The sequence below is a fragment of the Micromonospora sp. NBC_00330 genome, assembly GCF_036136635.1.
GTDB lineage: Bacteria > Actinomycetota > Actinomycetes > Mycobacteriales > Micromonosporaceae > Micromonospora > Micromonospora salmantinae.
In genome coordinates this window covers 5,786,246-5,809,571 of sequence record NZ_CP108012.1, presented here as the reverse complement: position 1 = coordinate 5,809,571, position 23,326 = coordinate 5,786,246, and the positions used below count along the sequence as shown (strand labels likewise).

27 protein-coding genes are annotated in these 23,326 nt (G+C 70.8%); 21 read left to right on the top strand and 6 right to left on the bottom strand.

The window, feature by feature from the left end:
• The first annotated feature begins 10 nt into the window (after positions 1-10).
• The 4 genes from grpE to OG598_RS26410 all read left to right on the top strand — a co-directional run bounded on the left by grpE (position 11) and on the right by OG598_RS26410 (position 2,835).
• Complete coding sequence (grpE, locus tag OG598_RS26425) at positions 11-766, top strand: nucleotide exchange factor GrpE (RefSeq protein ID WP_210782999.1); 756 nt, start codon at positions 11-13, stop codon at positions 764-766.
• 85 nt (positions 767-851) lie between these two features.
• Positions 852-2,033, top strand: a complete 1,182-nt coding sequence (gene dnaJ, locus OG598_RS26420) for a molecular chaperone DnaJ (RefSeq protein WP_210782998.1) — start codon at positions 852-854, stop codon at positions 2,031-2,033.
• Between the two features lie 30 nt (positions 2,034-2,063).
• Positions 2,064-2,504: a heat shock protein transcriptional repressor HspR gene (locus OG598_RS26415; RefSeq protein ID WP_088952117.1), complete on the top strand. Its 441-nt coding sequence runs from the start codon at positions 2,064-2,066 to the stop codon at positions 2,502-2,504.
• 136 nt (positions 2,505-2,640) lie between these two features.
• Positions 2,641-2,835 carry a hypothetical protein gene (locus tag OG598_RS26410; RefSeq protein WP_328651539.1) on the top strand — a complete coding sequence of 65 codons (195 nt, stop codon included), beginning with the start codon at positions 2,641-2,643 and terminating at the stop codon, positions 2,833-2,835.
• Positions 2,836-2,994: 159 nt separating this feature from the next.
• On the opposite strand, the gene OG598_RS26405 is transcribed toward OG598_RS26410, so the two are convergent.
• Positions 2,995-3,426 carry a hypothetical protein gene (locus tag OG598_RS26405; RefSeq protein WP_112677468.1) on the bottom strand — a complete coding sequence of 144 codons (432 nt, stop codon included), beginning with the start codon at positions 3,424-3,426 and terminating at the stop codon, positions 2,995-2,997.
• Positions 3,427-3,598: 172 nt separating this feature from the next.
• Between OG598_RS26405 and OG598_RS26400 the strand changes: the two genes are divergently transcribed.
• Complete coding sequence (locus tag OG598_RS26400; RefSeq protein WP_328651538.1) at positions 3,599-4,057, top strand: GNAT family N-acetyltransferase; 459 nt, start codon at positions 3,599-3,601, stop codon at positions 4,055-4,057.
• Here the strand turns inward: OG598_RS26400 and OG598_RS26395 are convergent.
• The 3 genes from OG598_RS26395 to OG598_RS26385 form a co-directional block, all read right to left on the bottom strand.
• Positions 4,046-5,260: a cation:proton antiporter gene (locus OG598_RS26395; protein ID WP_328651537.1), complete on the bottom strand. Its 1,215-nt coding sequence runs from the start codon at positions 5,258-5,260 to the stop codon at positions 4,046-4,048. The genes OG598_RS26400 and OG598_RS26395 overlap by 12 nt on opposite strands.
• Before the next feature lie 5 nt (positions 5,261-5,265).
• Complete coding sequence (locus OG598_RS26390) at positions 5,266-5,766, bottom strand: cation:proton antiporter regulatory subunit (RefSeq protein WP_030332098.1); 501 nt, start codon at positions 5,764-5,766, stop codon at positions 5,266-5,268.
• A gap of 189 nt (positions 5,767-5,955) precedes the next feature.
• Positions 5,956-7,092 carry an epoxide hydrolase family protein gene (locus OG598_RS26385; RefSeq protein WP_328651536.1) on the bottom strand — a complete coding sequence of 379 codons (1,137 nt, stop codon included), beginning with the start codon at positions 7,090-7,092 and terminating at the stop codon, positions 5,956-5,958.
• A gap of 85 nt (positions 7,093-7,177) precedes the next feature.
• Here OG598_RS26385 and OG598_RS26380 point away from each other — a divergent pair, with 85 nt between their 5' ends.
• The 15 genes from OG598_RS26380 (at position 7,178) to OG598_RS26310 (ending at position 19,980) form a co-directional block, all read left to right on the top strand.
• Positions 7,178-7,822, top strand: a complete 645-nt coding sequence (locus tag OG598_RS26380; RefSeq protein ID WP_328651535.1) for a TetR/AcrR family transcriptional regulator — start codon at positions 7,178-7,180, stop codon at positions 7,820-7,822.
• A gap of 85 nt (positions 7,823-7,907) precedes the next feature.
• Complete coding sequence (gene clpB / locus OG598_RS26375; protein ID WP_328651534.1) at positions 7,908-10,499, top strand: ATP-dependent chaperone ClpB; 2,592 nt, start codon at positions 7,908-7,910, stop codon at positions 10,497-10,499.
• A 178-nt stretch (positions 10,500-10,677) separates the two neighbouring features.
• A complete protein-coding gene (locus tag OG598_RS26370; RefSeq protein WP_328651533.1) occupies positions 10,678-11,304 on the top strand; it encodes a DUF4178 domain-containing protein in 627 nt (208 codons plus the stop codon).
• Position 11,305: 1 nt separating this feature from the next.
• Positions 11,306-11,818, top strand: a complete 513-nt coding sequence (locus OG598_RS26365) for a DUF2617 family protein (RefSeq protein ID WP_328651532.1) — start codon at positions 11,306-11,308, stop codon at positions 11,816-11,818.
• Positions 11,815-12,240, top strand: coding sequence for a DUF4247 domain-containing protein (locus tag OG598_RS26360; protein ID WP_328651531.1), 426 nt, complete (start codon positions 11,815-11,817; stop codon positions 12,238-12,240). The genes OG598_RS26365 and OG598_RS26360 overlap by 4 nt, the downstream gene beginning before the upstream one ends.
• A 33-nt stretch (positions 12,241-12,273) precedes the next feature.
• Positions 12,274-12,696 (top strand): DUF350 domain-containing protein, encoded by a 423-nt coding sequence (locus OG598_RS26355; RefSeq protein ID WP_124815985.1) that lies wholly within the window; start codon positions 12,274-12,276, stop codon positions 12,694-12,696.
• Positions 12,697-12,748: 52 nt separating this feature from the next.
• A complete protein-coding gene (locus OG598_RS26350) occupies positions 12,749-14,341 on the top strand; it encodes a polyamine aminopropyltransferase (RefSeq protein ID WP_328651530.1) in 1,593 nt (530 codons plus the stop codon).
• Between the two features lie 122 nt (positions 14,342-14,463).
• On the top strand, positions 14,464-14,835 hold the full coding sequence (locus tag OG598_RS26345) for a hypothetical protein (RefSeq protein WP_328651529.1): 372 nt from the start codon (positions 14,464-14,466) through the stop codon (positions 14,833-14,835).
• 69 nt (positions 14,836-14,904) lie between these two features.
• Positions 14,905-15,759, top strand: coding sequence for a hypothetical protein (locus tag OG598_RS26340; RefSeq protein ID WP_328651528.1), 855 nt, complete (start codon positions 14,905-14,907; stop codon positions 15,757-15,759).
• An 82-nt stretch (positions 15,760-15,841) separates the two neighbouring features.
• Positions 15,842-16,420 (top strand): DUF4178 domain-containing protein, encoded by a 579-nt coding sequence (locus OG598_RS26335; RefSeq protein WP_328651527.1) that lies wholly within the window; start codon positions 15,842-15,844, stop codon positions 16,418-16,420.
• A gap of 102 nt (positions 16,421-16,522) precedes the next feature.
• Positions 16,523-17,287, top strand: a complete 765-nt coding sequence (locus OG598_RS26330) for a hypothetical protein (RefSeq protein ID WP_328651526.1) — start codon at positions 16,523-16,525, stop codon at positions 17,285-17,287.
• Positions 17,288-17,359: 72 nt separating this feature from the next.
• Positions 17,360-18,016 (top strand): hypothetical protein, encoded by a 657-nt coding sequence (locus OG598_RS26325; protein ID WP_328651525.1) that lies wholly within the window; start codon positions 17,360-17,362, stop codon positions 18,014-18,016.
• Positions 18,017-18,026: 10 nt separating this feature from the next.
• Positions 18,027-18,836: an SDR family NAD(P)-dependent oxidoreductase gene (locus tag OG598_RS26320; protein WP_328651524.1), complete on the top strand. Its 810-nt coding sequence runs from the start codon at positions 18,027-18,029 to the stop codon at positions 18,834-18,836.
• A gap of 169 nt (positions 18,837-19,005) precedes the next feature.
• Positions 19,006-19,545 carry an orotate phosphoribosyltransferase gene (pyrE, locus tag OG598_RS26315; RefSeq protein WP_112586136.1) on the top strand — a complete coding sequence of 180 codons (540 nt, stop codon included), beginning with the start codon at positions 19,006-19,008 and terminating at the stop codon, positions 19,543-19,545.
• 57 nt (positions 19,546-19,602) lie between these two features.
• Positions 19,603-19,980 carry an ArsR/SmtB family transcription factor gene (locus OG598_RS26310; RefSeq protein ID WP_030332125.1) on the top strand — a complete coding sequence of 126 codons (378 nt, stop codon included), beginning with the start codon at positions 19,603-19,605 and terminating at the stop codon, positions 19,978-19,980.
• 166 nt (positions 19,981-20,146) lie between these two features.
• Here OG598_RS26310 and OG598_RS26305 read toward each other — a convergent pair whose 3' ends face one another.
• Complete coding sequence (locus OG598_RS26305) at positions 20,147-20,968, bottom strand: DedA family protein (protein ID WP_328651523.1); 822 nt, start codon at positions 20,966-20,968, stop codon at positions 20,147-20,149.
• Positions 20,969-21,097: 129 nt separating this feature from the next.
• Complete coding sequence (locus OG598_RS26300; RefSeq protein WP_328651522.1) at positions 21,098-22,666, bottom strand: LPXTG cell wall anchor domain-containing protein; 1,569 nt, start codon at positions 22,664-22,666, stop codon at positions 21,098-21,100.
• Between the two features lie 180 nt (positions 22,667-22,846).
• Here OG598_RS26300 and OG598_RS26295 point away from each other — a divergent pair, with 180 nt between their 5' ends.
• Positions 22,847-23,326, top strand: coding sequence for a SigE family RNA polymerase sigma factor (locus OG598_RS26295; RefSeq protein ID WP_328651521.1), 480 nt, complete (start codon positions 22,847-22,849; stop codon positions 23,324-23,326).

The window sequence follows — 23,326 nt, the reverse complement described above, 5'->3', positions numbered from 1 at the left end:
AGGTAGCCGCATGACGCAGAAGCCACGAGCCGCCGACCCGGGCGACACCGGGTCGGCGCCGGGTGGCTCCGCGACCACGGAGCCGACCGGCGACGGGGAGCGGGTCGTCATCCGCAACAACCGCAAGCTCGTCGACACCGCCGAGCCGGAGGGGACCGCCGCCGACGCGGAGACCGGTGTGCCGGCCGAGGGTCTGGTCGAGGACGCCGAGGTCGTGGTCGACGAGATCGAGGTCGAGGTCAACTCCACCGACGGGCCGGAGCCGTCCGGTCCGCCGGTGGTGGACGCCCCGGCGCAGCCGGTGGACGGCGGCGGCACGGGCACCTCGCTCGGCGCCGAACTGGAGGCGCTGCGGGCCGAGCTCGACGAGCGGACCAGGGACCTGCAGCGGGTGTCGGCCGAGTACGCCAACTACCGCAAGCGGGTCGACCGCGACCGCAGCCTCGTACAGGAGCAGGCGACCGGCTCGGTGCTGGCCGCGCTGCTGCCGATCCTGGACGACCTGGACCGGGCCCGGGAACACGGCGACCTGGTCGGGCCGTTCGGCACGGTGGCGGAACAACTCACCACCGCGCTGGGCAAGTTCGGCCTGAACGCCTTCGGCGAGCAGGGCGACCCGTTCGATCCGACCCGGCACGAGGCGGTCGCGCACCAGACCTCGGCCGACGTCAGCGAGCCGACCTGCGTACAGGTAATGCGACGCGGCTACCAGCTCGGTGAGCGGCTGCTGCGCCCCGCGCTGGTCGCGGTCGCGGATCCGGAATAGTGCCAGACAGTGACCGAGCCGTCCCGCCCACCGCTCAGCGGTGGGCGGGACGGCCGGGCCACCAGGGTCGGAAGGAGGTGGACCGGTGAGTTCGAAGGACTGGATCGAGAAGGACTTCTACGCCGTGCTCGGCGTGGACAAGGCCGCCTCCGCGGATGACATCAAGAAGGCGTACCGCAAGGTGGCCCGGGAGTCGCACCCGGACCACAACCCGGGTGACCCGAAGGCCGAGGAGCGGTTCAAGGCCGCGTCCGAGGCGTACAACGTGCTGTCGGACAGCGGCCGCCGTCGCGAGTACGACGAGATGCGTTCGCTGTTCGGCTCGGGCGCGTTCCGGCGCAACGCCCGGGGTGGGGGTCAGCCGGGCGGCATGCCGTTCGACGTCTCCGACATGTTCGGCGGCGGCGGAGGCGGCGATCGTCGCTTCGGCGGCGCCGGCTTCCAGGACCTCTTCAGCTCCATCTTCAGTGGCGGTCAGGCCGGTGGGCAGGCCGCACCACACGGTCCGGCCCGTGGTCGGGACGTGGAGACCGAGGTGGCGCTGGACTTCGGCGACGCGGTGCGCGGCGTGACGCTGCCCCTGACGCTGCGCGCGCCGGGAGTCTGCGACACCTGCCACGGCAACGGGGCCAAGCCCGGCACCCAGCCGCGTACCTGCCCGGTCTGTCATGGTGCCGGCGTGACCACCCGCAACCAGGGGTCGTTCAGCTTCTCCGAGCCGTGCCGCAACTGCCAGGGCGTCGGCACCGTGGTCGAGGAGAAGTGCCCGGAGTGCCACGGCAGCGGCGGTGTCACCAAGACCCGCACCATGAACGTGCGCTTCCCGGCCGGTGTGGCCGACGGTCAACGCATCCGGCTGGCCGGGCGTGGCGAGCCGGGCGAGCGCGGTGGCCCGGCCGGCGACCTCTTCGTGCACGTCAAGGTCCGGCCGGACGAGCTGTTCGGGCGTACCGGGGACGACCTGACGCTGACCGTGCCGGTCACCTTCGCGGAGGCCGTGCTCGGCACGGACCTGCGGGTGCCCACGCTCGACGGTGCGATGACCCTGCGGGTGCCGCCGGGGACGCCGAGCGGGCGGGTGCTGCGGGCCCGGGGCAAGGGTGTGGTCCGCCGCGACGGGCAGGCCGGTGACCTGCTGGTCACGCTGGACGTGGTGGTGCCGGCCCGGCTGTCGGACGAGGCCCGCACGGCGCTGGAGTCGTTCGCCGAGCAGACCCCGCCGGCGGCCCGGGAACATCTCGACGCACGGGTGCGTCGAGTCAGTTAGTCCGGTGGAATGGACGCGGAGGTGAGCGGGATGTCGGGCGAGTTCCTCGGTTCGGGCGACCCTGCCTACGAGGCCAAGGTGCTGATGATTTCGGTAGCGGCACGGATGGCGGGGATGCACCCGCAGACCCTGCGCCAGTACGACCGGCTGGGGCTGGTGCAGCCTGGCCGAGCTGCTGGTGGCGGGCGTCGCTACAGCGTCCGCGACGTGGTGCTGCTGCGCGAGGTGCAGCGGCTCAGCCAGGACGACGGGATCAACCTGGCCGGTGTCAAGCGGATCATCGGGCTGGAGCGGCTGCTGGAGCAGGCACAGCAGCGGGTGGCCCGACTGGAGGCGGAGCTGGACGCCGCGTACCGCCGGGTGGCGGAGCTGGAGTCGCTGGCCCGCTTCCCGGGCCGGGATCTGGTGCCGACCAACCGCACGTCCACCGCCCTGGTGGTGTGGCGCCCACGCCGGATGCCCGATCGCTGACCTGCCGCTCACCCGGATCTGTCTTCTCGGCCCGGACCACGCTGGATTCCCGGCGCGGTCCGGGCCGCTTCAGTTAGCCTGTCGATAAGGGTCCAATCGGCTCAATCTGGACCTACCGGCATGGCGAGGGGGAGCGATGGCGGAATCGGCGAAGAAGGTGGCCCAGCAGACCGAGGACCGGTTGGAGAACCTGGCCGAGACCGTCCGCAAGAAGTTCGACAAGGTGACCGAGGGGACCTACCGGGACCGGATCATCGCGGGCCGGTTCGCCGAAGACGGCGACCACGCCGGCGAACGGGGCCGAGCCGAGAAGGAACGCAAGCAGGACTGACCGGTGACCGACGTGCGGGCCGGGACCCACGGGGGGTCCCGGCCCGTTCGCCGTTCCGCAGTGCGGGCCAGGCGTGAATCGTTTGCGACATCAGCTCCAAAGGAGCCGCAAACAGCAACAGCACCCAGCCACCGCGGGCGAGGGAGCCGCCTGGCCGTCTCAGCCGAGGCGGCGGTTTTCGCGGACCAGGCCGCCCTCGCACCAGTCCCGGTAGACGAAGAGGTCCGGTCGGGCCAACAGCACGCGGCCGTTGTGCGCCCAGACCTTCATCAGTTCGTCGCCGTCACGCTCGGCCTGTTCGACGAGTTTGCGAAAGCGGCGCTTGGGGTGGGCGCGGAAGTTCGTCCGGATGCCGTCGGCCGCGTAGATGTAGAGGCAGTGCAGCGCGAAACGCCGGGCCGGGCAGGTCGGATCCATCGCTAACTCGAAGAGTGTCAACACCAGCCGGTCGCCGGAGACCAGCAGGTCCCAGTCGGGTGGCATCGAGGCCAACGGCACCGAATCGGGCTTGTACGCCCAAGCTCGCAACTCCGCCGGAGTCGGATCGACGGGGTTGGCGAAGCCGTGGAACGTCGACTCCTGCACGCTCACCGGCCAACCTTCCGCTCTCGCCCGCGTCTGGCAACGCTGCCTGCGGACCGTGGCTGCTGGGGCGAAACGGTAACCCGCCGTGGGGTGCTGCGGTAGTACCCGCGAGGAGCAATTCCGCAACCGTTGGCACGGGCGGGTCCATTGCATCGACAGCGCAGCCGATGATGCTCCTATGACTATCCACGTTAGACGGTTCCAGCGGGGTGCCGAGGCCGACTTCGTCGCGGGGCTGGAGTGGCTTTTCGCCCCTCCCGGTAGCCGTCCCGGGGATTGGGACCGCGACCGCGCCGTCGAGCGGACCGCGCAATTGCTCGCCCACGAGGACGTCGCACTTTTCGCGGCGCGATCGGACGACGATCAGTTGATCGGCGTGGCAAGCGCCTACCTGGACATCCTCTCCGTGCGCTTCGGCCGTCGGGCGTCGATCGAGGATCTCGCCGTGCACCCCGAGTGGCGCTCTCGGGGTGTCGGCTCCAACCTCCTCGCGGCGGCCAGGGCGTGGGCGCACGAACAGGGTGCCGACTACGTCTTCCTGGAGTCCGGCCTCGCCCGGACCGAGGCGCACCGCTTCTACCTCCGCGAGGGTGCGACCCACGCCGCCGCGGCGTTCAGGTGGAGCTCAGTGCAGTGAGTCGACGGCCGGGATCGGCTCCCGCCGTTGGGCCGCCGCGCGGTTGCGCAGCCACCGCTTGAACCACGGGAAGTCGGGCAGCCGAGCCAGGATCGGCCCGGTCACCACGGTGATCAGGACGTACGTCGCGGCCAGCGCCGCCAACCGCGGCTCGACGCTCCCGGCAGCCACCGCGAGACCGGCGATGACGATGGAGAACTCACCTCGGGGTACGAGCGCCAGGCCGGCCCGCCATCGACCGGGTTCCGCGATGCCGACCCGGCGGGCCGCGAGGTAGCCGGTGAGTGTCTTCGTCGCCATGGTGACCACGGCCAGGGCGAGTGCCGGCAGCAGCACCGGCGGGATGTCCTGCGGGTCGGTGGTCAGGCCGAAGAAGACGAAGAACACAGCGGCGAACAGGTCCCGCAGGGGCGAGAGCAACTCGGTGGCGTGGTGCGCCACCGGGCCGGACAGGGCGATGCCGACGAGGAACGCGCCGACCGCCGCCGACACCTGGAGCGACGCGGCGATGCCAGCGATCAACAACGTCAGACCGAGTACGCCGAGCAGCAGCGCCTCCGGGTCCTTTGCCGACAGGGCGGACGAGATCAGGTGGCCGTACCGGATGGCGACCACCAGCACGATCAGCACGGTGCCCACCGCGACGGTGAGCGCGATCCCGCCGCCGAGCAGGCCGGTCCCGGCCAGTACGGCGGTGACGAGCGGCAGGTAGAGGGCCATCGCCAGGTCCTCGATGACCAGCACCGAGAGGATAACCGGGGTTTCCCGGTTACCGAGCCGGCCCAGGTCGGCGAGGACCTTGGCGATCACCCCGGAGGAGGAGACCCAGGTGATGCCGCCGAGTACCAGGGCGGCGACCCAGTCCCACCCGAGGAGCAGGGCGAACCCCGCGCCGGGTAGCGCGTTGAGGACGCCGTCGATCAGCCCTGCCGGTGCCGCCGAGCGCAGGTTGCCGACGAGCTCGTTGGCCGAGTACTCCAGGCCGAGCATCACCAGCAGAAGGATGACGCCGATCTCGGCGCCGACTGCGAAGAACTCCTCGCTGGCGTCCAGCGGCAGCAGCCCGCCGTGCCCGAACGCGAGCCCCGCGAGCAGGTAGAGGGGAATGGGAGAGAGGCCGAAGCGTCGGCTGAGCCGGCTGAGGAGCCCGAGCAGCAGCAGCAGCGCACCGACTTCGATGAGCAGCGTGGTGAAATCGTGCATCCGCCTCAGCCGTCCGGGTCACTGTCGGCGAGGATGGCGGAAACGCCGTCGAGACCTCTACGGGTCCCGACAACGACCACCACGTCGCCGGCCGCGAAGCGGAAGGAGGGGAGTGGCGAGACGATCACTTCGCCTTCACGCAGTACCGCCACGATGGAGGCGCTGGTGCGGGTACGCGCCTTGGTGTCGCCGAGCTTCCGGTTGACGTACGGGGAGCCGGCAGTGATGGCGATCTGCTCGGTGAGCAGACCGGCGGCCTGCTCGCGGAGCCCGGAGAGCTGGCCGAGCATCAGCGACGCGCCGAGGATGTCGGCCAGAGCCTCGGCCTCGTCGTCGGTCAGCGGAATGTCCGACTGGCAGGCGTCGGGGTCGTCGGGATCGTAGAGAACGAGATCACGGCGGCCGTTGCGGTGGGAGACGACGCCCAGGCGGCGTCCGGACTCCGTCACCAGATCGTGACGTACCCCGATCCCGGGTAAGGCGGTCTGCTCGACACGTACTCGCACCCTCCAAGGCTACCGCTTTGTGAACAGAGCGCAGATCTTGGAGGTTCAGCGCACTTCGGGCCTGCCCCGGAGCACCTCAGCGGCCGTGATCCACTCCGGTTCATTGAAGTCGGGGCATCCGGCGGGGCGGGACACCCCGACTTCCTGAAGGCCGAGTGGATCAACCGCGTCGGGCGCCGGACGCCGAGGTCAGCGGAGGCTGGCGAAGAACTCGCGGATGTCGGTGACCAGCACCTCGGTGGCCTGGTGGGCCGCGTAGTGACCGCCGACGTCGCCCCGGCCGTCGACGTCGGTCTCGTACGCCGTCCACCGGACGATGTTCGCGTGGTCCCGCTCGGCGAAGCGGCGGATGGACTGGAAGTCGCCGGGGAACATGGCCAGCGCGGTCGGAGCGGTGGTCGGTTCGGTCGGCGGCTCGCCGGCGTGTGCGTCCTCCCAGTAGAGCCGGATCGCCGAGGCGGCAGTGCCGGTGAACCAGTAGAGCGCCACGTTGGCCAGGACGAAGTCGGCGTCCAGGCTCTCGTCGAAGAGCTGGGAGTTCCAGGCGAGCAGTCCCACCGGCGAGTCGGTCAGCGCGAACGCCAGTGTCTGCGGCTGCTGACTGTGCACCTGGTTGAAGGAGAACTTGTTCTCGTAGAACCACTGGAGGTGCCCGAGCGCGGCCTGGTCCGCCTCGGAGAGCCCGGCGAACTCGGCCGGGTCGCCGGAGGGGAACGAGAAGAGTTGGGTGACGTGTACGCCGAGCACCCGCTCCGGATCGACCCGGCCCAGCTCCGGCGCGACCATGGAGCCGGCGTCGTTGCCGACCGCGCCGTAGCTGTCGTACCCCAGTCGGTCCATCAGCTCGGCCCAGGCGCGGGCGATGCGGAACCGGTTCCAGCCGGCGCTGCGGGTCGGGCCGGAGAAGCCGAAGCCGGGCAGTGACGGGACGACCACGTGGAAGGCCGGCGCGTCCGGGTCGGTCGGCTCGGTGAGCGGGGCGATCACGTCGAGGTACTCCAGCACCGAGCCGGGCCAACCGTGGGTGAGCACCAGCGCCGTGGCGTCCGGCCGGGACGACCGGACGTGCAGGAAGTGGATCCGTTCGCCGTCGATCTCGGTGACGAACTGCGGGTGGGCGTTCAGGCGGGCCTCGACGGCACGCCAGTCGAACTCGCCCCGCCACCGGTCGACGAGGTCGCGCACCCGGTCGTTGCTCATCCCGTACGAATCACCCGCGCCGGGCAGGTCGGCGGGCCAGAGGGTGCGGTCCAGCCGGGCGGCCAGGTCGTCGAGGGCGGTCTGCGGGATCTCGACGCGGAACGGGCGGATCGCGGTGTCGCTCATGCGGGAACTCCTTCGGAACGGAATGTTTCGTTCTGCTATCACCATAGCAGAGCGGAACGATCCGTTCCACTGTTAGGCTGGGGGCATGTCAACGACTTCCGGCAAGACGCTGGGCGGTCGCCGCGCCCAGGCAGCCCGCAACGACGAGGTCATCCTCGAAGCTGCCCGCGCCGTCTTCCTCGACGACCCGAAGGCTCCGATCGCCGCCGTCGCGGAGCGCGCGGGCGTCGGCATCAGCGCCCTCTATCGGCGGTACGCGGGCAAGGAGGACCTGCTGCGCCAGCTCTGCCACGACGGGCTGCGCCGGTACGTCGCGGAGGCCGAGACGGCCCTCGACGAGCCGGACGACTGGGCCGCGTTCACCGGCTTCCTGGCCCGGGTGGTCGACGCCGACGTGCACTCGCTCACCGTCCACCTGGCCGGCACCTTCACCCCGACCGAGGAGATGGGTCGGGACGCGATGCGCGCCGGCGAGTTGGCCACCGCCCTGGTCGACCGCGCCCACGCCAGCGGCCGGCTGCGCCCCGACGCTGTCGTACACGATCTGGGGTTGTTGTTGGAGGCGTGCGCTGCGGTGCGCGTACCCGATCCGGAGCGGACCCGCCAACTGCGCCGCCGGCAGCTCGCGGTCCTGCTGGCCGGCCTGTCGTCGGCGCCGGACGCGGACCCGCTGCCCGGCCCGCCCCCGGCGGCCGGCGAGTTCGACTGGCGGTGGCGGCGTCGGGAGTGATGGCCGTCACGCGCTAAGGTTGAGTGGAATACGCTCAACTCTGGTTGTGTCCAACCCAATGGACAACGCCGATCCGGGGGAGCCCATGAACACCGAAAGACTCACCACCAAGAGCCGCGAAACCATCACTGGCGCTGTCGCGCTGGCCAACCAGCGTGGTCACGCCACGGTGGAGCCCTGGCACCTGCTCCTGTCACTCCTGGACACCGACGGTTCGACCGCCACCGGTCTGCTGCGCGCCGTCGGGGCCGACCCGACCGAGCTGCGCCAGGCCGCCCAGCGCGCTGTCGACAACCTGCCGGCCGCCCGCGGCTCCAGCATCGCCGAGCCGACGTTGGCTCGGGAGTTCGTCAACGCCATCGGCGCCGCCGAGCAGATCGCCCGGCCGCTGGGCGACGAGTACACCTCCACCGAGCACCTGCTCGCCGGCCTGGCCCGGGTGGGCGGGGCGGTGTCCGGCGCGCTGAAGACCGCCGGCGCCACCGAGGAGGCCCTGGTAGCCGCCTTCCCGACCGTTCGCGGTGGGGACCGTCGGGTCACCACCGCCGACCCCGAGCAGACCTACCAGGCCCTCACCAAGTACGGCGTCGACCTCACCGCCAGCGCCCGGGACGGCAAGATCGACCCGGTCATCGGCCGGGACTCCGAGATCCGTCGGGTCATCCAGGTGCTCTCCCGGCGTACCAAGAACAACCCGGTGCTGATCGGTGAGCCCGGCGTCGGCAAGACCGCGATCGTCGAGGGCCTGGCCCAGCGGATCGTCACCGGCGACGTGCCCGAGTCCCTGCGTGACAAGAAGCTGATCTCGCTGGACCTTGGCGCGATGGTCGCCGGCGCCCAGTACCGCGGCCAGTTCGAGGAGCGACTGAAGTCCGTCCTGGAGGAGATCAAGAACTCCAACGGGCAGGTCATCACGTTCCTCGACGAGCTGCACACGGTCGTCGGCGCTGGCAAGGGCGAGGGCTCGATGGACGCCGGCAACATGCTCAAGCCGATGCTGGCCCGTGGCGAGCTGCGGATGGTGGGCGCCACCACGCTGGACGAGTACCGCGAGCACATCGAGAAGGACCCGGCGCTGGAGCGCCGTTTCCAGCCGGTGCTGGTCGGTGAGCCGACCATCGAGGACACCATCGGCATCCTGCGCGGGCTCAAGGAGCGCTACGAGGTGCACCACGGCGTACGCATCACCGACGCCGCGCTGGTCGCCGCCGCGACGCTGTCCGACCGCTACATCACCGACCGGTTCCTGCCGGACAAGGCGATCGACCTGGTCGACGAGTCCGCGTCCCGGCTCCGGATGGAGATCGACTCGCGTCCGGTCGAGGTGGACGAGATCGAGCGGGCGGTCCGCCGGCTGGAGATCGAGGAGATGGCCCTGGCCAAGGAGCCGGACGCCGCCTCGGCCGAGCGGTTGGAGCGGCTCCGCAAGGAGTTGGCCGACAAGCGCGAGCAGCTCACAGTGCTCTCCGAGCGCTGGCAGACGGAGAAGAGCCACATCACCAAGCTCTCCACCGCGAAGGAGGAGTTGGAACGCCTCGGCGGTGAGGCCGAGCGGGCCGAGCGGGACGGCGAGCTGGAACGCGCCGCCGAGCTGCGCTACGGCCGGATCCCCGCTCTGAAGGTCGAGCTGAAGCAGGCCGCGGAGGAGCTGGCCCAGCTCCAGGCCGACGGCGCGATGCTCAAGGAGGAGGTCGGCGCTGACGACATCGCCGCTGTGGTCGCCTCCTGGACCGGTATCCCCGCCGGCCGCCTGCTGGAGGGTGAGACGGCCAAGCTGCTGCGGATGGAGGAGTCGCTGGGCGGCCGGGTGGTCGGCCAGACCGAGGCGGTCGGCGCGGTCTCCGACGCGGTACGCCGTGCCCGGGCCGGTATCGCCGACCCGGATCGCCCGACCGGCAGCTTCCTCTTCCTCGGCCCCACCGGCGTCGGCAAGACCGAGCTGGCCAAGGCCCTCGCCGAGTTCCTCTTCGACGACGAGCGGGCCATGGTCCGCATCGACATGAGCGAGTACGGCGAGAAGCACTCGGTCGCGCGCCTGGTCGGTGCCCCGCCCGGCTACGTCGGTTACAACGAGGGTGGTCAGCTCACCGAGGCGGTGCGCCGACGGCCGTACTCGGTGGTGCTGCTGGACGAGGTGGAGAAGGCCCACCCGGACGTCTTCGACGTGCTGCTCCAGGTGCTCGACGACGGCCGGCTCACCGACGGCCAGGGCCGCACCGTGGACTTCCGTAACGCGATCCTGATCCTCACGTCCAACCTCGGGTCGTCGGTGATCAGCGATCTGACGCTCGCCGACGAGCAGCGCCGGGAGGGCGTGCTGGCAGTGGTCCGGTCGCACTTCAAGCCGGAGTTCCTCAACCGGCTCGACGACATCGTGGTCTTCGCCTCGCTGCGCGGGGACGACCTGCGTTCCATCGTCGACATCCAGTTGAACCGGATGCGGCGGCGGTTGGCCGATCGCCGGCTGGGTCTGGAGATCACCGATGCCGCCCGGGACTGGCTGGCCGAGCATGGCTACGACCCGATCTACGGTGCGCGACCGCTCCGCCGCCTGGTCCAGACGGCAATCGGAGACCAACTGGCCAAGGCGCTGCTCTCCGGGACGATCCGAGACGGCGAGACGGTGAAGGTGGACCGCGCCACCGAAACCAACACCCTGTCGGTAACCGCCGCCTGATCCGTCGCACCCGGGCCGATCCCGCCTCGCAGGCGGGGTCGGCCCGACCGCGTTCAACGGCCCCGACGGCACCCCGCCGGGACGCTCCGTAGCCGCCGCATCACCAGACAATGATGAGTTTCTCCAGGTGCGCGGGGTTGTTACCGTTCCCGCCGACGCACTTGGGGAGGTGGTCGGCATGAACGGTCCAGTGGCGTACCTGGTGACGACGCTGGGGTGTCTGATCGGAGTCGCCGGGGTCGTGGTGGCGGTGGTGGCGGTGCGCAAGGGCCGCAAGGCCGCCCGGCCGGCCGCACCCGCAGACCCGTTCCGGGACACCGACAGCGACGCGCTCCGCGGCGACCCGCGCAGGCTCAAGCCCGGCGACATCGTCGAGATCCGCCGGGTGTCGTACGCGGTCCGGGGCTCGGTGCATCTGAACGAGGGCGGCTGGAGCTGGGCCGAGCACCTGCTGGACACGGTCGAGGGCGACAAGCGCTGGCTCTCCGTGGAGGAGGACCCGGACCTGGAGCTGGTGCTCTGGACCGCCGAGCCGGCCGCCACGATCACCCCGGGCGCGTCCACCCTCGACTTCGCCGGCCGCCGCTACGCCCTGGAAGAGTCCGGTCAGGCCCGCTTCACTGCCACCGGCAGCACCGGCCTCGACCCCAGTGGCACCCTTCGATACCACGACTACCGGGCCCAGGGCGGCGAACGGCTCTCCTTCGAGGCGTACGGCCAGGCTGGCTGGGAGGTCGCCCGGGGCGAGCAGTTGCACCGCGCCGACGTGATGGTGTACCCGCAGGCCGGTCCGGAGGCCAGCTGACGTGTTGGTGACCCTCCACACCCCATACGTCGACACCTGCGCCGCCGACCTGAGCCTGGCGCTCGGCGGCCCGGAGCGGCCCGCGTTGCACGTCCGCGACCTCACGCTGCCCGGGGACGTCCGGCTACGGCTGCGCCTGCTGGGCGCGTCCCACCAGGTAGTTCTGGCCGAACCCGGCGGCGCGGCCGAACTCACCGAGACGGTCGCCTGCCTTCCTGGTCGGCCGCCGCACCTGCCCGGCACCCTGCACGACGAGGCAGGCGGATACCGCTTCACCGCCAGCGTGCTACGCCCCGCCGACGGTGAGTTGCACACCCGGATCGCCGGGCTCCGCGCCGACCTGGCCGACGACCCGTACGCCCTGGTCGGAGTCTTTCCCGGTGACCCGGACGCGGTCACCGCGCTGGCCGTGCGCACCGACCTGCCGCACCTGTCGGTCGGCTGGCGTACCTGGCACGCGTACCCGCAGACCAACGAGCTGGTCCTGACCGAGACGGTGGTGGCACTGCGATGACGTACCGACGCTGGTTCGTTGTGGGCGCGGCAGCGGCCGTGGTCGGCGCGCTGGTCGCGACCTTCGCGCTCGTCAACGGCACCTTCTCCCCGCGCGCCTACGTGCAGGACAGGTACTCGCGAGCGGCCAGCCGGGACATCGGCCGGGAAGCGACCGCGTACACCTCGTCCAAGTCACCGACCACCGTCGCCAAGGAACTGACCGACGCGTGGAAGCCGTCCGACCGGTACGCCGACGGCAGCGGCGTCTACCTGCGCTACGACGACGACTCGGTGGTGATCCTGCCGATCGCCGCCGGCTCGGTGATCCTGCTCGAAGACATGGACACCGCTCACCCCCGCTACCACTCGACCGTCGGGTCGTACTGGGGCTGGGGACGCGGCAGCAGCGTGCGGGGCGGCGGCCCCGGCGCCGGCAAGTAGCCCGACGCCCGACCCCTTCACCTGGAGCCCTCCGTGCAGAACCTCGTCACCGATCTGCTGGCCACCCTCGCCTTCGGCGCGGTCGGCGTCGTCCTCATGGGCGTCGGCTACGGGCTGGTCGACCTGACCACTCCCGGCAAGCTGCACGAACTGATCTGGACCGAGCGCAACCGCAACGCGGCGCTGCTGCTCGCGTCCAACCTGCTCGGCGTCGGCACCATCGTGGTCGCGGCGATCGTCGCCAGCGACGACGACCTCGCCCTGGGGCTGGTCGGTGCGGCGGCGTACGGGATCGTCGGCCTGGTCATCATGGCCGCCGCGTTCCTGCTGCTCGACGCGGTGACCCCGGGCCGGCTCGGGGAGCTGCTGGTCGACCCGGAGCCGCACCCCGCCGTGTGGGTGTCGGCAGTGGTGCACCTGGCCACCGGCGCGATCATCGCCGCCGCGATCCTCTGATGACCGGGGGACCGCGACCGGGCGGTGCCGGCCGGCCGTACCCGGGGCAGTCATGAGCACCGGGGCGCCGCCGGTGGTCGACGGCGGCACCGAGGCCCGGCCGCACTGGCGGCTGGCCCGGGCGGCGGTGCTGGTAGCGGTCTTCGTCTGCGCCGCCTGCGGGCTGGTCTACGAGCTGGCCCTCGTCGCGCTGGGCAGCTACCTGATCGGCGACACCGTCGGGCAGGCGTCGATCGTGCTCGGCGTGATGGTCTTCGCGATGGGGGTCGGCGCGCTGGTCGCGAAGCCGTTGCAGCCCCGGGCCGCCGCCGCGTTCGCGGTGATCGAGCTGGCCCTGGCCCTGCTCGGTGGTCTGTCCGTGCTCGGCCTCTACGCCGCCTTCGCCTGGCTCGACCTGTACGGCCCGGCGCTGGTCGGCACCGCCTTCGTGCTGGGCCTGCTGATCGGCGCGGAGATTCCGCTGCTGATGGTGATGCTGCAGCGCATCCGCGAGCAGGCTGCCGGCAGTGCGGTGGCGGACCTGTTCGCCGCCGACTACGTCGGCGCGCTGCTCGGCGGGCTCGCGTTCCCGTTCCTGTTGATCCCCGTCTTCGGCCAGCTCAAGGGTGCCCTGGTGGTCGGCGCGGTGAACGCGGTGGCCGGTCTCGCCCTGGTCTGCACGGTGTTCCGGAGGGAGCTGAGCCGCCGCGCCCGGCTCGTCCTCGGCGCCGGCTCTGTCGTGGTCGCGCTCTGCCTGGGGTACGCCTGGGTGACCGCCGCCGACTTCGAGGTGACCGCCCGGCAGCAGCTCTACCGGGACCCCGTCGTGTACGCCGAACGCTCCCGTTACCAGGAGATCGTGCTGACCCGGTCGGTGCGGGAGGTCGGCCACGCCGACACCGACCTGCGGTTGTTCCTCAACGGTGATCTTCAGTTCAGCTCGGTCGACGAGTACCGCTACCACGAGGCGCTGGTGCATCCGGCGATGCGCGGCCCGCGCGGCGACGTCCTGGTTCTCGGTGCCGGCGACGGCCTCGCCGTCCGGGAGATCCTGCGGTACCCGGACGTCCGCCGGGTGACGGTGGTCGACCTCGACCCGGCGGTGGTGGCGCTGGCCAGCACGGTGCCGCAGCTGCGGGAGCTCAACGGCGGCTCGCTCGGCGACCCCCGGGTGCGGGTGCTGAACACCGACGCGTTCGGCTGGCTGCGTACGGCCGCCGAGCGCTTCGACGTGGTGGTCGCCGACCTGCCCGACCCGGACGAGACGGCCACCGCCAAGCTCTACACGGTCGAGTTCTACGCGCTCATCAGGTCGGTGCTCGCCGAGCAGGGACGGCTTGTGGTGCAGTCCGGCTCGCCGTACTTCGCGCCCCGCTCCTACTGGTCGATCGACGCGTCGGTGCGGGAGGCCGGCTTCGCCACAGTGCCGTACCACGTCGACGTGCCGTCCTTCGGCGACTGGGGGTTCCTGCTCGCCACGGCGGGAACCGTCCCGCCGGTGCTGGAACTGCCGGCCGACGCGCCCCGCCTGCGTTTCCTCGACCCGGGCGTGCTGCGGGCGGCGGCGGCCTTTCCCCCCGACCGCGCCCGCCTGAACGTGCCCCCCAGCACCCTCCTGCAACCGAGGGTCCTCGACTACGCCCGCACCGAGTGGCGCGGCTACTGACCGCCACCACCTGGCGCCTGAACGAGGCGGCTGTGTCAGGGAAGTGTCCGCTCATGGCGCAAACCTCGTGATTAACGGGGTGGAGTGGGGGCGAACGGGGAAAGGGTGGAGGCATGTTTGGGATGCGGAAGGCTTGGGAGCGCGAATTGGGCGCCGCCGTCGACGAGTTGGTGGCGGCTGACACGCTCGCCTTCGGTGGGGTGGGGATCGCGGGCACGCTGTTGCCGGTGACCGAGGCGTACCACCGGGTCGAGGCCGCCCTCACCGACCACCCCGAGGAGGTACGCCGCCAGCTCGACCGGGTGCTGGCCGACGGCACACCCGCCGGCCGGGCGTACGCCGCCACGCTGCTGGAGCGGGTCGACCCGGAGGCGGCCCGAGCGGCCTGGACGTCGCTGCGGGACGATCCGAGCGAGTTCACCACCTTCGTCGGCTGCGTCATGGACCGGGAAACCCTTGGCACGTACGCCAGTCGGCGGCTCGCCGCAGCATGATCCATTCGCCGGTCGGTGCTGCCCGATTGGTTCTGCCGGTCGCCGACGCCGCGCCGTACGTTGCGAGCCATGAGCCCGCCCGTCGCCGCGCCGCGTCCGCCTCGCCCGGCCACCGTGACCATCGCGTTCTGGCTGCAACTGGCGGTGGTGCTGGTGCTGCTCGCCCTGGCCGCGCTGACGGTGGCCGAGGCGGTGCACTTCGACGGCCAGATCGACCGTGCGGTACGACTGGTGCCGGACGCCGACCCGGACGAGGTGGCTGGCGAGCGGCGGGGCAACGTCGCGATGACGCTGATCCTCGGCGTGCCGGCGGTGTTGCTCGCGGTCTGGTTGGCGGCCACGGCCGGCCCGGTCCGGCGGGGCGCCAACGTCGCGCGGATCCTGGTCTTCGTGGCCAGTGGCGCGCAGTTGCTGGTCTGCTTGGCGCAGTGCTGTTCCGGCGGGTTTCTCGTGCCGCTGCTGACCATGCCGGAGATCGGGGACGAGCCGCCACCGGACTGGGACGAAGAGTGGGAGACCTCGACGTTCTTCGACACGCTCTACGCCGGCACCGATCCCTGGGACGATCTGCTCCTCTCCACGGCAGGGCTGGGTGTGCTCGCCGTCCTGGCCCTCTCCGCAGCCGTGGTCCTGCTGCTGGCGCTGCCGCCGGCGAACCGCTGGTTCGTGCCGCGTACCGCGAACGAGGCGCTGCCCGGCCCGGCCTGGGTGATGCCCGTCCCCACCTACGCCCCGACCGGTTACGGATATCCGACAGCTCCGCTCGTGCCGGGTTTCCTGCCGCCGAACCAGCCGCTCCCACCCGGCTACCTGATCTGCCCCGACCCGGCCGCGCACCTGCCACCGAGCGCGCCGGGCACCTCACCAGGGCCGACCGGACCCCCGGCGGCACCTCCGGAGGACGCACCCGACCACAGTCGCTAGCTGAGCTGTGGGCCACAGCGCGGGCCTTCCTGGTGCCGAAGGTTGTTACCGTCTGCGCCGACGTACCTGGGGAGGTGGTCGGGTGGACGCGCTGGTGACGTGCCTGGTGGCGGCTGTTGCCGTACTCGCGGTGGTAGTGGTCGTCGTGCGGGCCCGCCGGCAGCCGACGGGTCGGCCCGACGGCCAGCCGGCGGAGCCGCCGCGCGACGGCCCGCTCCGCCTGACCCCGGGCGACCGCGTGCGGATCCGCGAGCGGGAGTACGCGGTGAGCGCCACGATCCGTCTGGTCGAGGGCGACTGGAGTTGGGTGCAGCACCTCCTCGACGACGACTCCGGCACCCGCCACCGGCTCTCCGTGGAGGACGGCCCCGAACTCGAGCTGGTGTTCTGGACCGCCGAACCGGGCGCCACCGTCACCCCGGGCGCCCCGACCATCGAACTCGGCGGGCGGCGCTACACCTGGGCCGAGACCGGGCAGGCGCGTTACACCGCCACCGGGGAGACCGAGCTGCCGTCGACCGGGACGATGCGCTACCACGACTACCAGTCCGGTGGTGCCGCGCGGCTCTCCTTCGAGGCGTACGGCGAAGAGGGTTGGCGGGTCGCCCGCGGTGACCTGCTCGACCCCGCCGACCTGACGATCCGTCCGCCCCGTGCCTGAGGCCCGCTGAGCCGGACCGGGTGGACGCGCCGCGCTCGTCACGGCATGCCGAACTGGCCGGTTGTCGATACGGTGTGGGCGCGATCTTAGGGAAGGAGAATCGTGGTCGATTCCCAGAGCACGCCGGCCCGTCAGCGGCCATCCATTGTGTCGATTTCCAGTTACCTGCTCTTCCTGTTCCTGGCACTCCAGGTGATCAGTCTGATCATCACGCTCAGCACCTTCGGCAAGACGCGGGACGCGCTCCGCGAGGCGTACGCCGGCACCGCCACCGACGGTGAGCAGGTGGCCGACGTCTTCGCCGTCGTCGGCATCGGCGGGAGCATCGTCCTGCTGCTGCTCGCGGTCGTGCTGGGCGTGCTGGCCCTGTTCAACAACCAGGGCCGCAACGGCGCCCGGATCACCACCTGGATCGTCGGCGGCATCATGGTCTGCTGCGTGGGCGGTGGCCTGCTCAGCAACGCGGCCGGCGGTTTCAACACCGGTGGCGGGAATACCGCCAACGGGCCGAGCCCCGAGGAGATCCAGCGCCGCCTGGAGGAGGCCCTGCCCTCCTGGGTCACCCCGGTCAGCCTCCTGCTCGGCGTGCTCAGCCTGATCGCGCTGATCACGGCGCTGGTCCTGCTGGCGCTGCCGAAGGCCAACCCGTTCTTCCGCAAGCAGACCGCGGGCTGGGAGCCGCCGACCCCGGGCGCCAGCTACCCCGGTCCGCAGGCGCCGGGTCAGCCGGGCTACCCGCAGGCGTCGGGTGAGCCGGGTTATCCGTCGAGTGGGGAGCCGAGCTACCCGCCGCCACCGGCAGCGGACCGGCCGGACGACACGCCGCCCACGGATCGGCCCGGGTTAACCCCGCCGCCTACCAACTGACGGCTCGATAAGCACGACGCCGACGATCCCTCCGAGTAGGTTGCAACCCGACGCCTACCGGAGGGATTCGTCGTGTCGTACCCGGAATCGGCACCGGCCCGCCGGCCCGCCGCCGTCCTGTCGGCCGCGACAGTGCTGTTGGTGATGGCGGTCGGCGCGCTCGCGTACGCAGTGGTCGACCTGGTGGTGCTGGGCGGGACTGTCGACGAGTTCCGCTCCGCCGCCCGCGACACCTCGGCGAGCCCGGAGCAGATCGACGACGTGGTGACTCTGCTCCGCGCGTCCGCTGTGCTGTCGGCGGTGGTGGCGGTGCTCTCCGCACCACTGCTCGCCGGCCTGGCCCTCGGGCTGCTGGCCGGTCGCAACGGTGTCCGGGTGGCGACCTGGGTGGTCAGTGGGCTCGGCCTGCTCGCCGGCTGTTGCAGCGTGGCGGTGGTCGTCGGCGAACGGGCCGCACCACTGCAACTGGGCTCCGGCGAGCAGGCTCTCGCCGAGTTGCTGGGTCTGATCGGCGACGCGTACCCGTCCTGGTGGATTCCGCTCAACGCCGGGCTTTCCGTCGCACAGGCGCTCGGTTACCTTGTAGTAGCTACGCTGCTGGCGCTGCCGGCGGCGAACGGCTGGTTCGGCCGCCACCGCTCGACGGCGCCAACCGCACCGCCCATGTTCCTGCCCGCCCCGCACCAGCCCCCGTCGGCGCCGCACACGCCCCCGTACCCGCCCAGGTGAGGACCACTCCGTGACGCTCGACCCCACGACTGCCGAGCGCCGGGCCCTGATCACCGGGGCCACCGCCGGCATCGGCGCGGCGTTCACGCGGCGGCTGGCCGCCGACGGCTGGCACCTGGTGCTCGTTGCCCGCGACGCGGCGCGGCTGACCGAGCTGGCCACCGAGCTGGGTTCCACGTACGGACGCGAGGTGGAGACGATCTCAGCGGATCTGTCCACCGACGACGGCTGCGCCACCGTGGAGCAGCGGCTCGCCGACGGCAGCCCGGTGCACCTGTTGGTCAACAATGCGGGGATCAGCCTGAACAAACCGTTCCTGCGCTCCACGGCGGAGGACGAGGCGCGACTGTTGCGACTCAACGTTCACGCGGTCATGCGGCTGACCCTGGCGGCGCTCCGACCGATGACTGAACGGCGAAATGGGGCAGTGATAAATGTCTCTTCGGTCGCCGGTTTCGGTACGGCCATGCCCGGATCGACGTACTCCGCCAGCAAGGCGTGGGTCACCAACTTCAGTGAGTCCGTCGGCCAGTCGGCGCGGCCGTTCGGCGTTCAGGTGATGGCCCTCTGCCCCGGCTACACCCGCACCGAATTCCACCAGCGAGCCGGCATCAACATGTCCAAGACGCCGGAGTGGCTGTGGCTGCGGGCCGAGGATGTGGTGGACGAAGCCCTGCGTGACCTGGGCAAAGGCAAGATGGTCAGCATCCCGGCGTGGAAGTACAAGGTGGTCGTCGCCGGCATGCGACACGCGCCACGGCGGCTGCTCCAGGCGGTCGCTCGGGACACCCGCGGCCGGATCGGTCGCGACGAGCGCTGAGCTTCGACCGGCCCGCCGACACCGAGCTGATGGTCGGACGGCGTTGGCACGCCGCTGTCGAGCCAGTTGCTGAGCGTAGTCGAACATCGCCAGTCATCGGTTCCCCTCGGGGCTGATCAGGGTGGACCCCACACGCGGCGTTCAGAGTTGCGCAGTAACCTCTATCGCCATGGGGGACCACGACGACCTGCGTAAATTCATTACCGACCTGGCTGTGGTCCACGGCCGGGTCGTGCTCTCGTCGGGGCGCGAGGCAGACTGGTACGTGGATCTGCGGCGCGTCACGCTCCATCACCGGGCCGCTCCTCTGGTCGGCCGGGTGTTGCTCGACCTCACCGCCGACTGGGAGTTCGACGCCGTTGGGGGCCTCACCCTGGGCGCGGATCCTGTGGCGCTCTCGATGCTGCACGCCGCCGCTCCGACCGGCCGGGCCCTGGACGCCTTTGTGGTGCGCAAGGCGGGCAAGGCCCACGGTCTTCAGCGGCGGATCGAGGGACCGGAGGTGGCTGGCCGTCGAGTGTTGGCGGTGGAGGACACATCCACGACGGGCGGAAGTGTTTTGACCGCTGTCGAGGCGCTTCGCGAGGCCGGGGCGGAAGTCGTGGGCGTGGTGGTTATTGTTGATCGAGGCGCCGGCGACGCGGTGCGAGCCGCCGGATTGCCGTACCGGGCGGCCTATACGTTGGCTGACCTCGGCCTTGTGGCGTAAAAGTCTGCCGATTCGGATCTGCTGATATGCAGGCGGATCGATGCTGCTGGTGGAAGGATGGAATACGTGGGAACTGCGTTGGCCGAAATGACTATGCCTCAGATCTCGCCGCTAAACGGCGAGCCGATCGAACGTGCCGATGCCGAGCGTCTCGCCGGGGTCCTCAAGGCCCTTGCTGATCCTGCTCGGTTGCGGCTGCTCAGCCTGATCCAGTCGGCCCCCGAGGGCGAGGCGTGCGTCTGTGACCTGACGGCGCCGCTCGGCCTCTCTCAGCCGACGGTCAGTCATCACCTGCGCATCCTCACCGAGGCTGGCTTGTTGCAGCGGGAGAAGCGCGGTGTCTGGGCGTACTACAGCCTGGTCCCGAGTGCGATCGCGACGATCGCCGACCTGCTGACCCCGCCGCGTAAGCGGGCCACCAAGAAGGCCCGCTGACGTAGGCACTACCCGCCGTCCCGAGCCGGGGCGGCGTCCGGTGGCGAGCCAGGGGTGGCGCCACCGGTGGTTGACACCTGCTCGTCCCCGGTCGCACCACCGGAGGCCGGGTCCGACATGCCGACGGCCGACCCCCTCACCAGGGGGCCGGCCGTCGTCGTACCGCTCAACGATCCTGACCGTGCTCCGGGCGCTGACGGCCGTGCTGGTGCCCGTCGTGGTCGAACGCCTCACGGGCCGCCTCCACGGCGCCTGCGGCACTGGCCGCCGCTACCACCGCGACCGCCTCGCCGCGCTTACGAGCCCGCCGGTCACGCAGGAACTCGAAGAAGATCGGCAGCACCGAGATCAGAATGATCAGGGCCACCACCGGCAGGATGTAGTGGTCGATCTTGTCGCCGATGGCCTGGTAGATCTGCTCGGCCAGCAGATAGCCGATCAGCAGGATGCCGTCCACCCAGAGCACCGCGCCGACGATGTTCCAGAGCAGGAACTTCTTGGCCGGCATGCCGAGCGCGCCCGCGACCGGGTTGAGGAACGTCCGGACGATCGGAATGAAGCGCGCCAGCACGACGGCCTTCGCCGGGCCGAACTTCTGGAAGTAGTACTCGGCCTTCTCCACGTACTCCTTCTTGAAGAGCCGGGAGTTCGGCCGCTCGAACATCGGCCGGCCGTACCGCGCGCCGAGCCAGTGCCCCAGCTGGGCGCCGATGATCGCGCAGATCGGCCCACCGATCAGCAGGCCGGCGAGGGAGAGGCGGGTGCCGTCGCCGAAGATCGCGTCCGCCACCGGTGACGAGGCGACCCCGGCGAGGAACAGCAGCGAGTCGCCCGGGAAGAAGAAGCCCACCAGCAGGCCGGTCTCGGCGAAGAGGATCACCCACACGCCGATCAGCCCGAAGGTCTGCAACAGATCCTTGGGATCGAGCGGGTTCAGGGCGACGCTCTCCACGAGAGCGCGGGTCTTCTCAGCTGTGTCCACGGCCACAAAGGGTACCGAAGCCCGAGGCCCCGGCCGCGCCGGACCGGCCCGTCACCACCCGCCCGCGCCGTGAGGGCCAAGGACGGTGCCCCGCCGACCGTGGTGGTCGACGGGGCACCGGTGGTGCGGGGTGGGTCAGGCGACGAAGCGGGTCCGGCGGCGCTTGGCCACCAGGTAGCCGCCGACGCCCGCGGCGAGCAGCAGCGCGCCGAGGCCGGCGATCAGGCCGGTGGACTGACCGGTGATCGGCAGCGAACCGCCGTCACCGTCACCGTCGCCACCGCCCGTGCCGCCGGCCACGTTGACCAGGATCTTGGCGACGTCGTTGGCGGGCTTCAGATCGTCGTAGAAGCCGCCCTCGCACTCGCACGGCACGTTGACCTTGACCGTGCCGGTGGCGTTGGCGATGACCTTGTCGATCCGGAACGTGAACTCACCGGTCAGAGTCTCGCCGGCCGGCGCGAACGGGCCCGGGTAGCAGCGGTACTCGCCGGCACCGGGGGTGCCCGCCTCCGGCCACTCAACGTCACTGCCGATCCGCGGGGCGCACTCCATCGGCACCTCGACGGCGGTGGTGCCGGCCGGCACCGTCACGTCGACGAAGGTGACGTCGGCCTCGGTCCGCAGGTAGTCCAGCGTTGCCGGACCGTTGTTGCGGAAACCGAGCGCGGCGGTCAGCTCGGCACCCTTCTTGCCGTTGAGCGTGGCACCAACGGCTTCCAGGTCGGCCCCGTTCTTGCCGGTGACGTCGACCCGGAGCCCGCTGAAGTTGTTGCTGGGGTCGGTGTCGGTCTGCACGGCACGGGCCGCGCGAGCGGCGGAGACCGCCTTCAGCGACAGCGTCTTGCCGGTGCCGCGGCGGGCCTCTTGCGCACCGGCCTCCTTGCGGATCCCGAGGAGATCCTCGAAGTCGGCAGGGGTCATGAACCAGGCGTAGCTGTTCTCGCGACCTGGCGCGTAGGTGTCGGTGGCCAGTTCGTAGTTGAACGTCGCCGTCGCGCCCCCGGAAGCCGGGATCTTCTCATCGAACTCGCAGGCGAAGAGGAAGTCATCGGCGTAGAGGCAGTTGTCGAACCGCTCCTTGGTCCGGATGCCGTAATCGGTGTCGAACATGGCCACGACACCATCGACCTCGGTCGTGCCAGCGTTGAACACCGTCACCGGCGCCTGGAACTTGCCGCCGGGTGCCGCCGTCACAGTGGTGTCCGGCCCGCCTTGCAGGTCGACGCCCTCGCCGACCCGGACCTGGGAGGCGTAGCTGGCGGCCTCCTTGCCGGCGAGCTTGAGGCTGATCTTCAGCTCGCCGGTGTCGCCCTTCGCCGCCTTGTCGGTCGGCGCGATGACGACCTCTCTGAGGAAGCCGCCGAACATCTCGTCGACGGTGACCGGGGCAACCTCGCGGCAGAGGAGGACGCTCTCGCCGTCGGCGGCGCAGTCGTTACCGCTCTCGCCCGCCAGCGTGACCTTGCCGGCGAGGCTGCTGTAGTCGTAGCGGACCGAGACCTCATTGAGCACTGCGGACTCGCCGCTGTACACGGACGGCGACCGAACGACGCCAGCTGAATCGGCGGCGACGGTGACGTCCTCGAAGTACAGGTCGAACTCGGCCGCGGGAGCGGCGACGGCCGGACTGGCGGAGGCAGCGACGAACGCGCCTGCTACGCCCAGTCCGGCGAGCCAACGCCGGGTGGAGTGGGTGAGCATGAGGGGGGTTCCTCCAGTTGGGGGATCAGGTGGAGCCTGCGGATCTTAAGGAATCCCTAAGGCTGACTGCAGCCCTCAAAGCCGCCCGCTGGGCAAGACGAACCAAAAGGTTGATCAGAGTCACCGCAATGTTCGGTCGGTCCGCTTCCGTCATCTGAGGCAGGAGCCCCGGGAGGTGCAGTGACGTACGAGGAGTTCGCGGACACGCGGCTGGCCCCGCTACTGCGGTACGCGGTGATGCTGACCGGCGAACCACACCAGGCCCAGGATCTGGTTCAGGAGACCATGGTCCGGGTCCAGCTCAACTGGCGTCGGGTCGCCCGAGCGGACTCGCCCGAGCGTTACGTACGCCGGATGCTCACCAACCAGTTCGTCGACTGGCGGCGCGGCTCGTGGGTGCGCCGGGTTCTGTTGCGCGGGGAGCCCGACGCGTCGGTGCCGGTCCCCACCGACCATGCCCAGTCCGCCGTGGACCGGGACCAGGTCTGGTCCTGGCTGTCTCGGCTGCCGCGTCGGCAGCGGGCCGCTCTGGTGCTGCGCTACTACGAGGACCTGCCCGACGTCGAGATCGCCGACATTCTCGGCTGTGCCGTCGGGACCGTCCGTTCGTCCATCTCCCGGGCCCTGGCCACGCTCCGGGCCGAGTACGTGGAGGCGTGA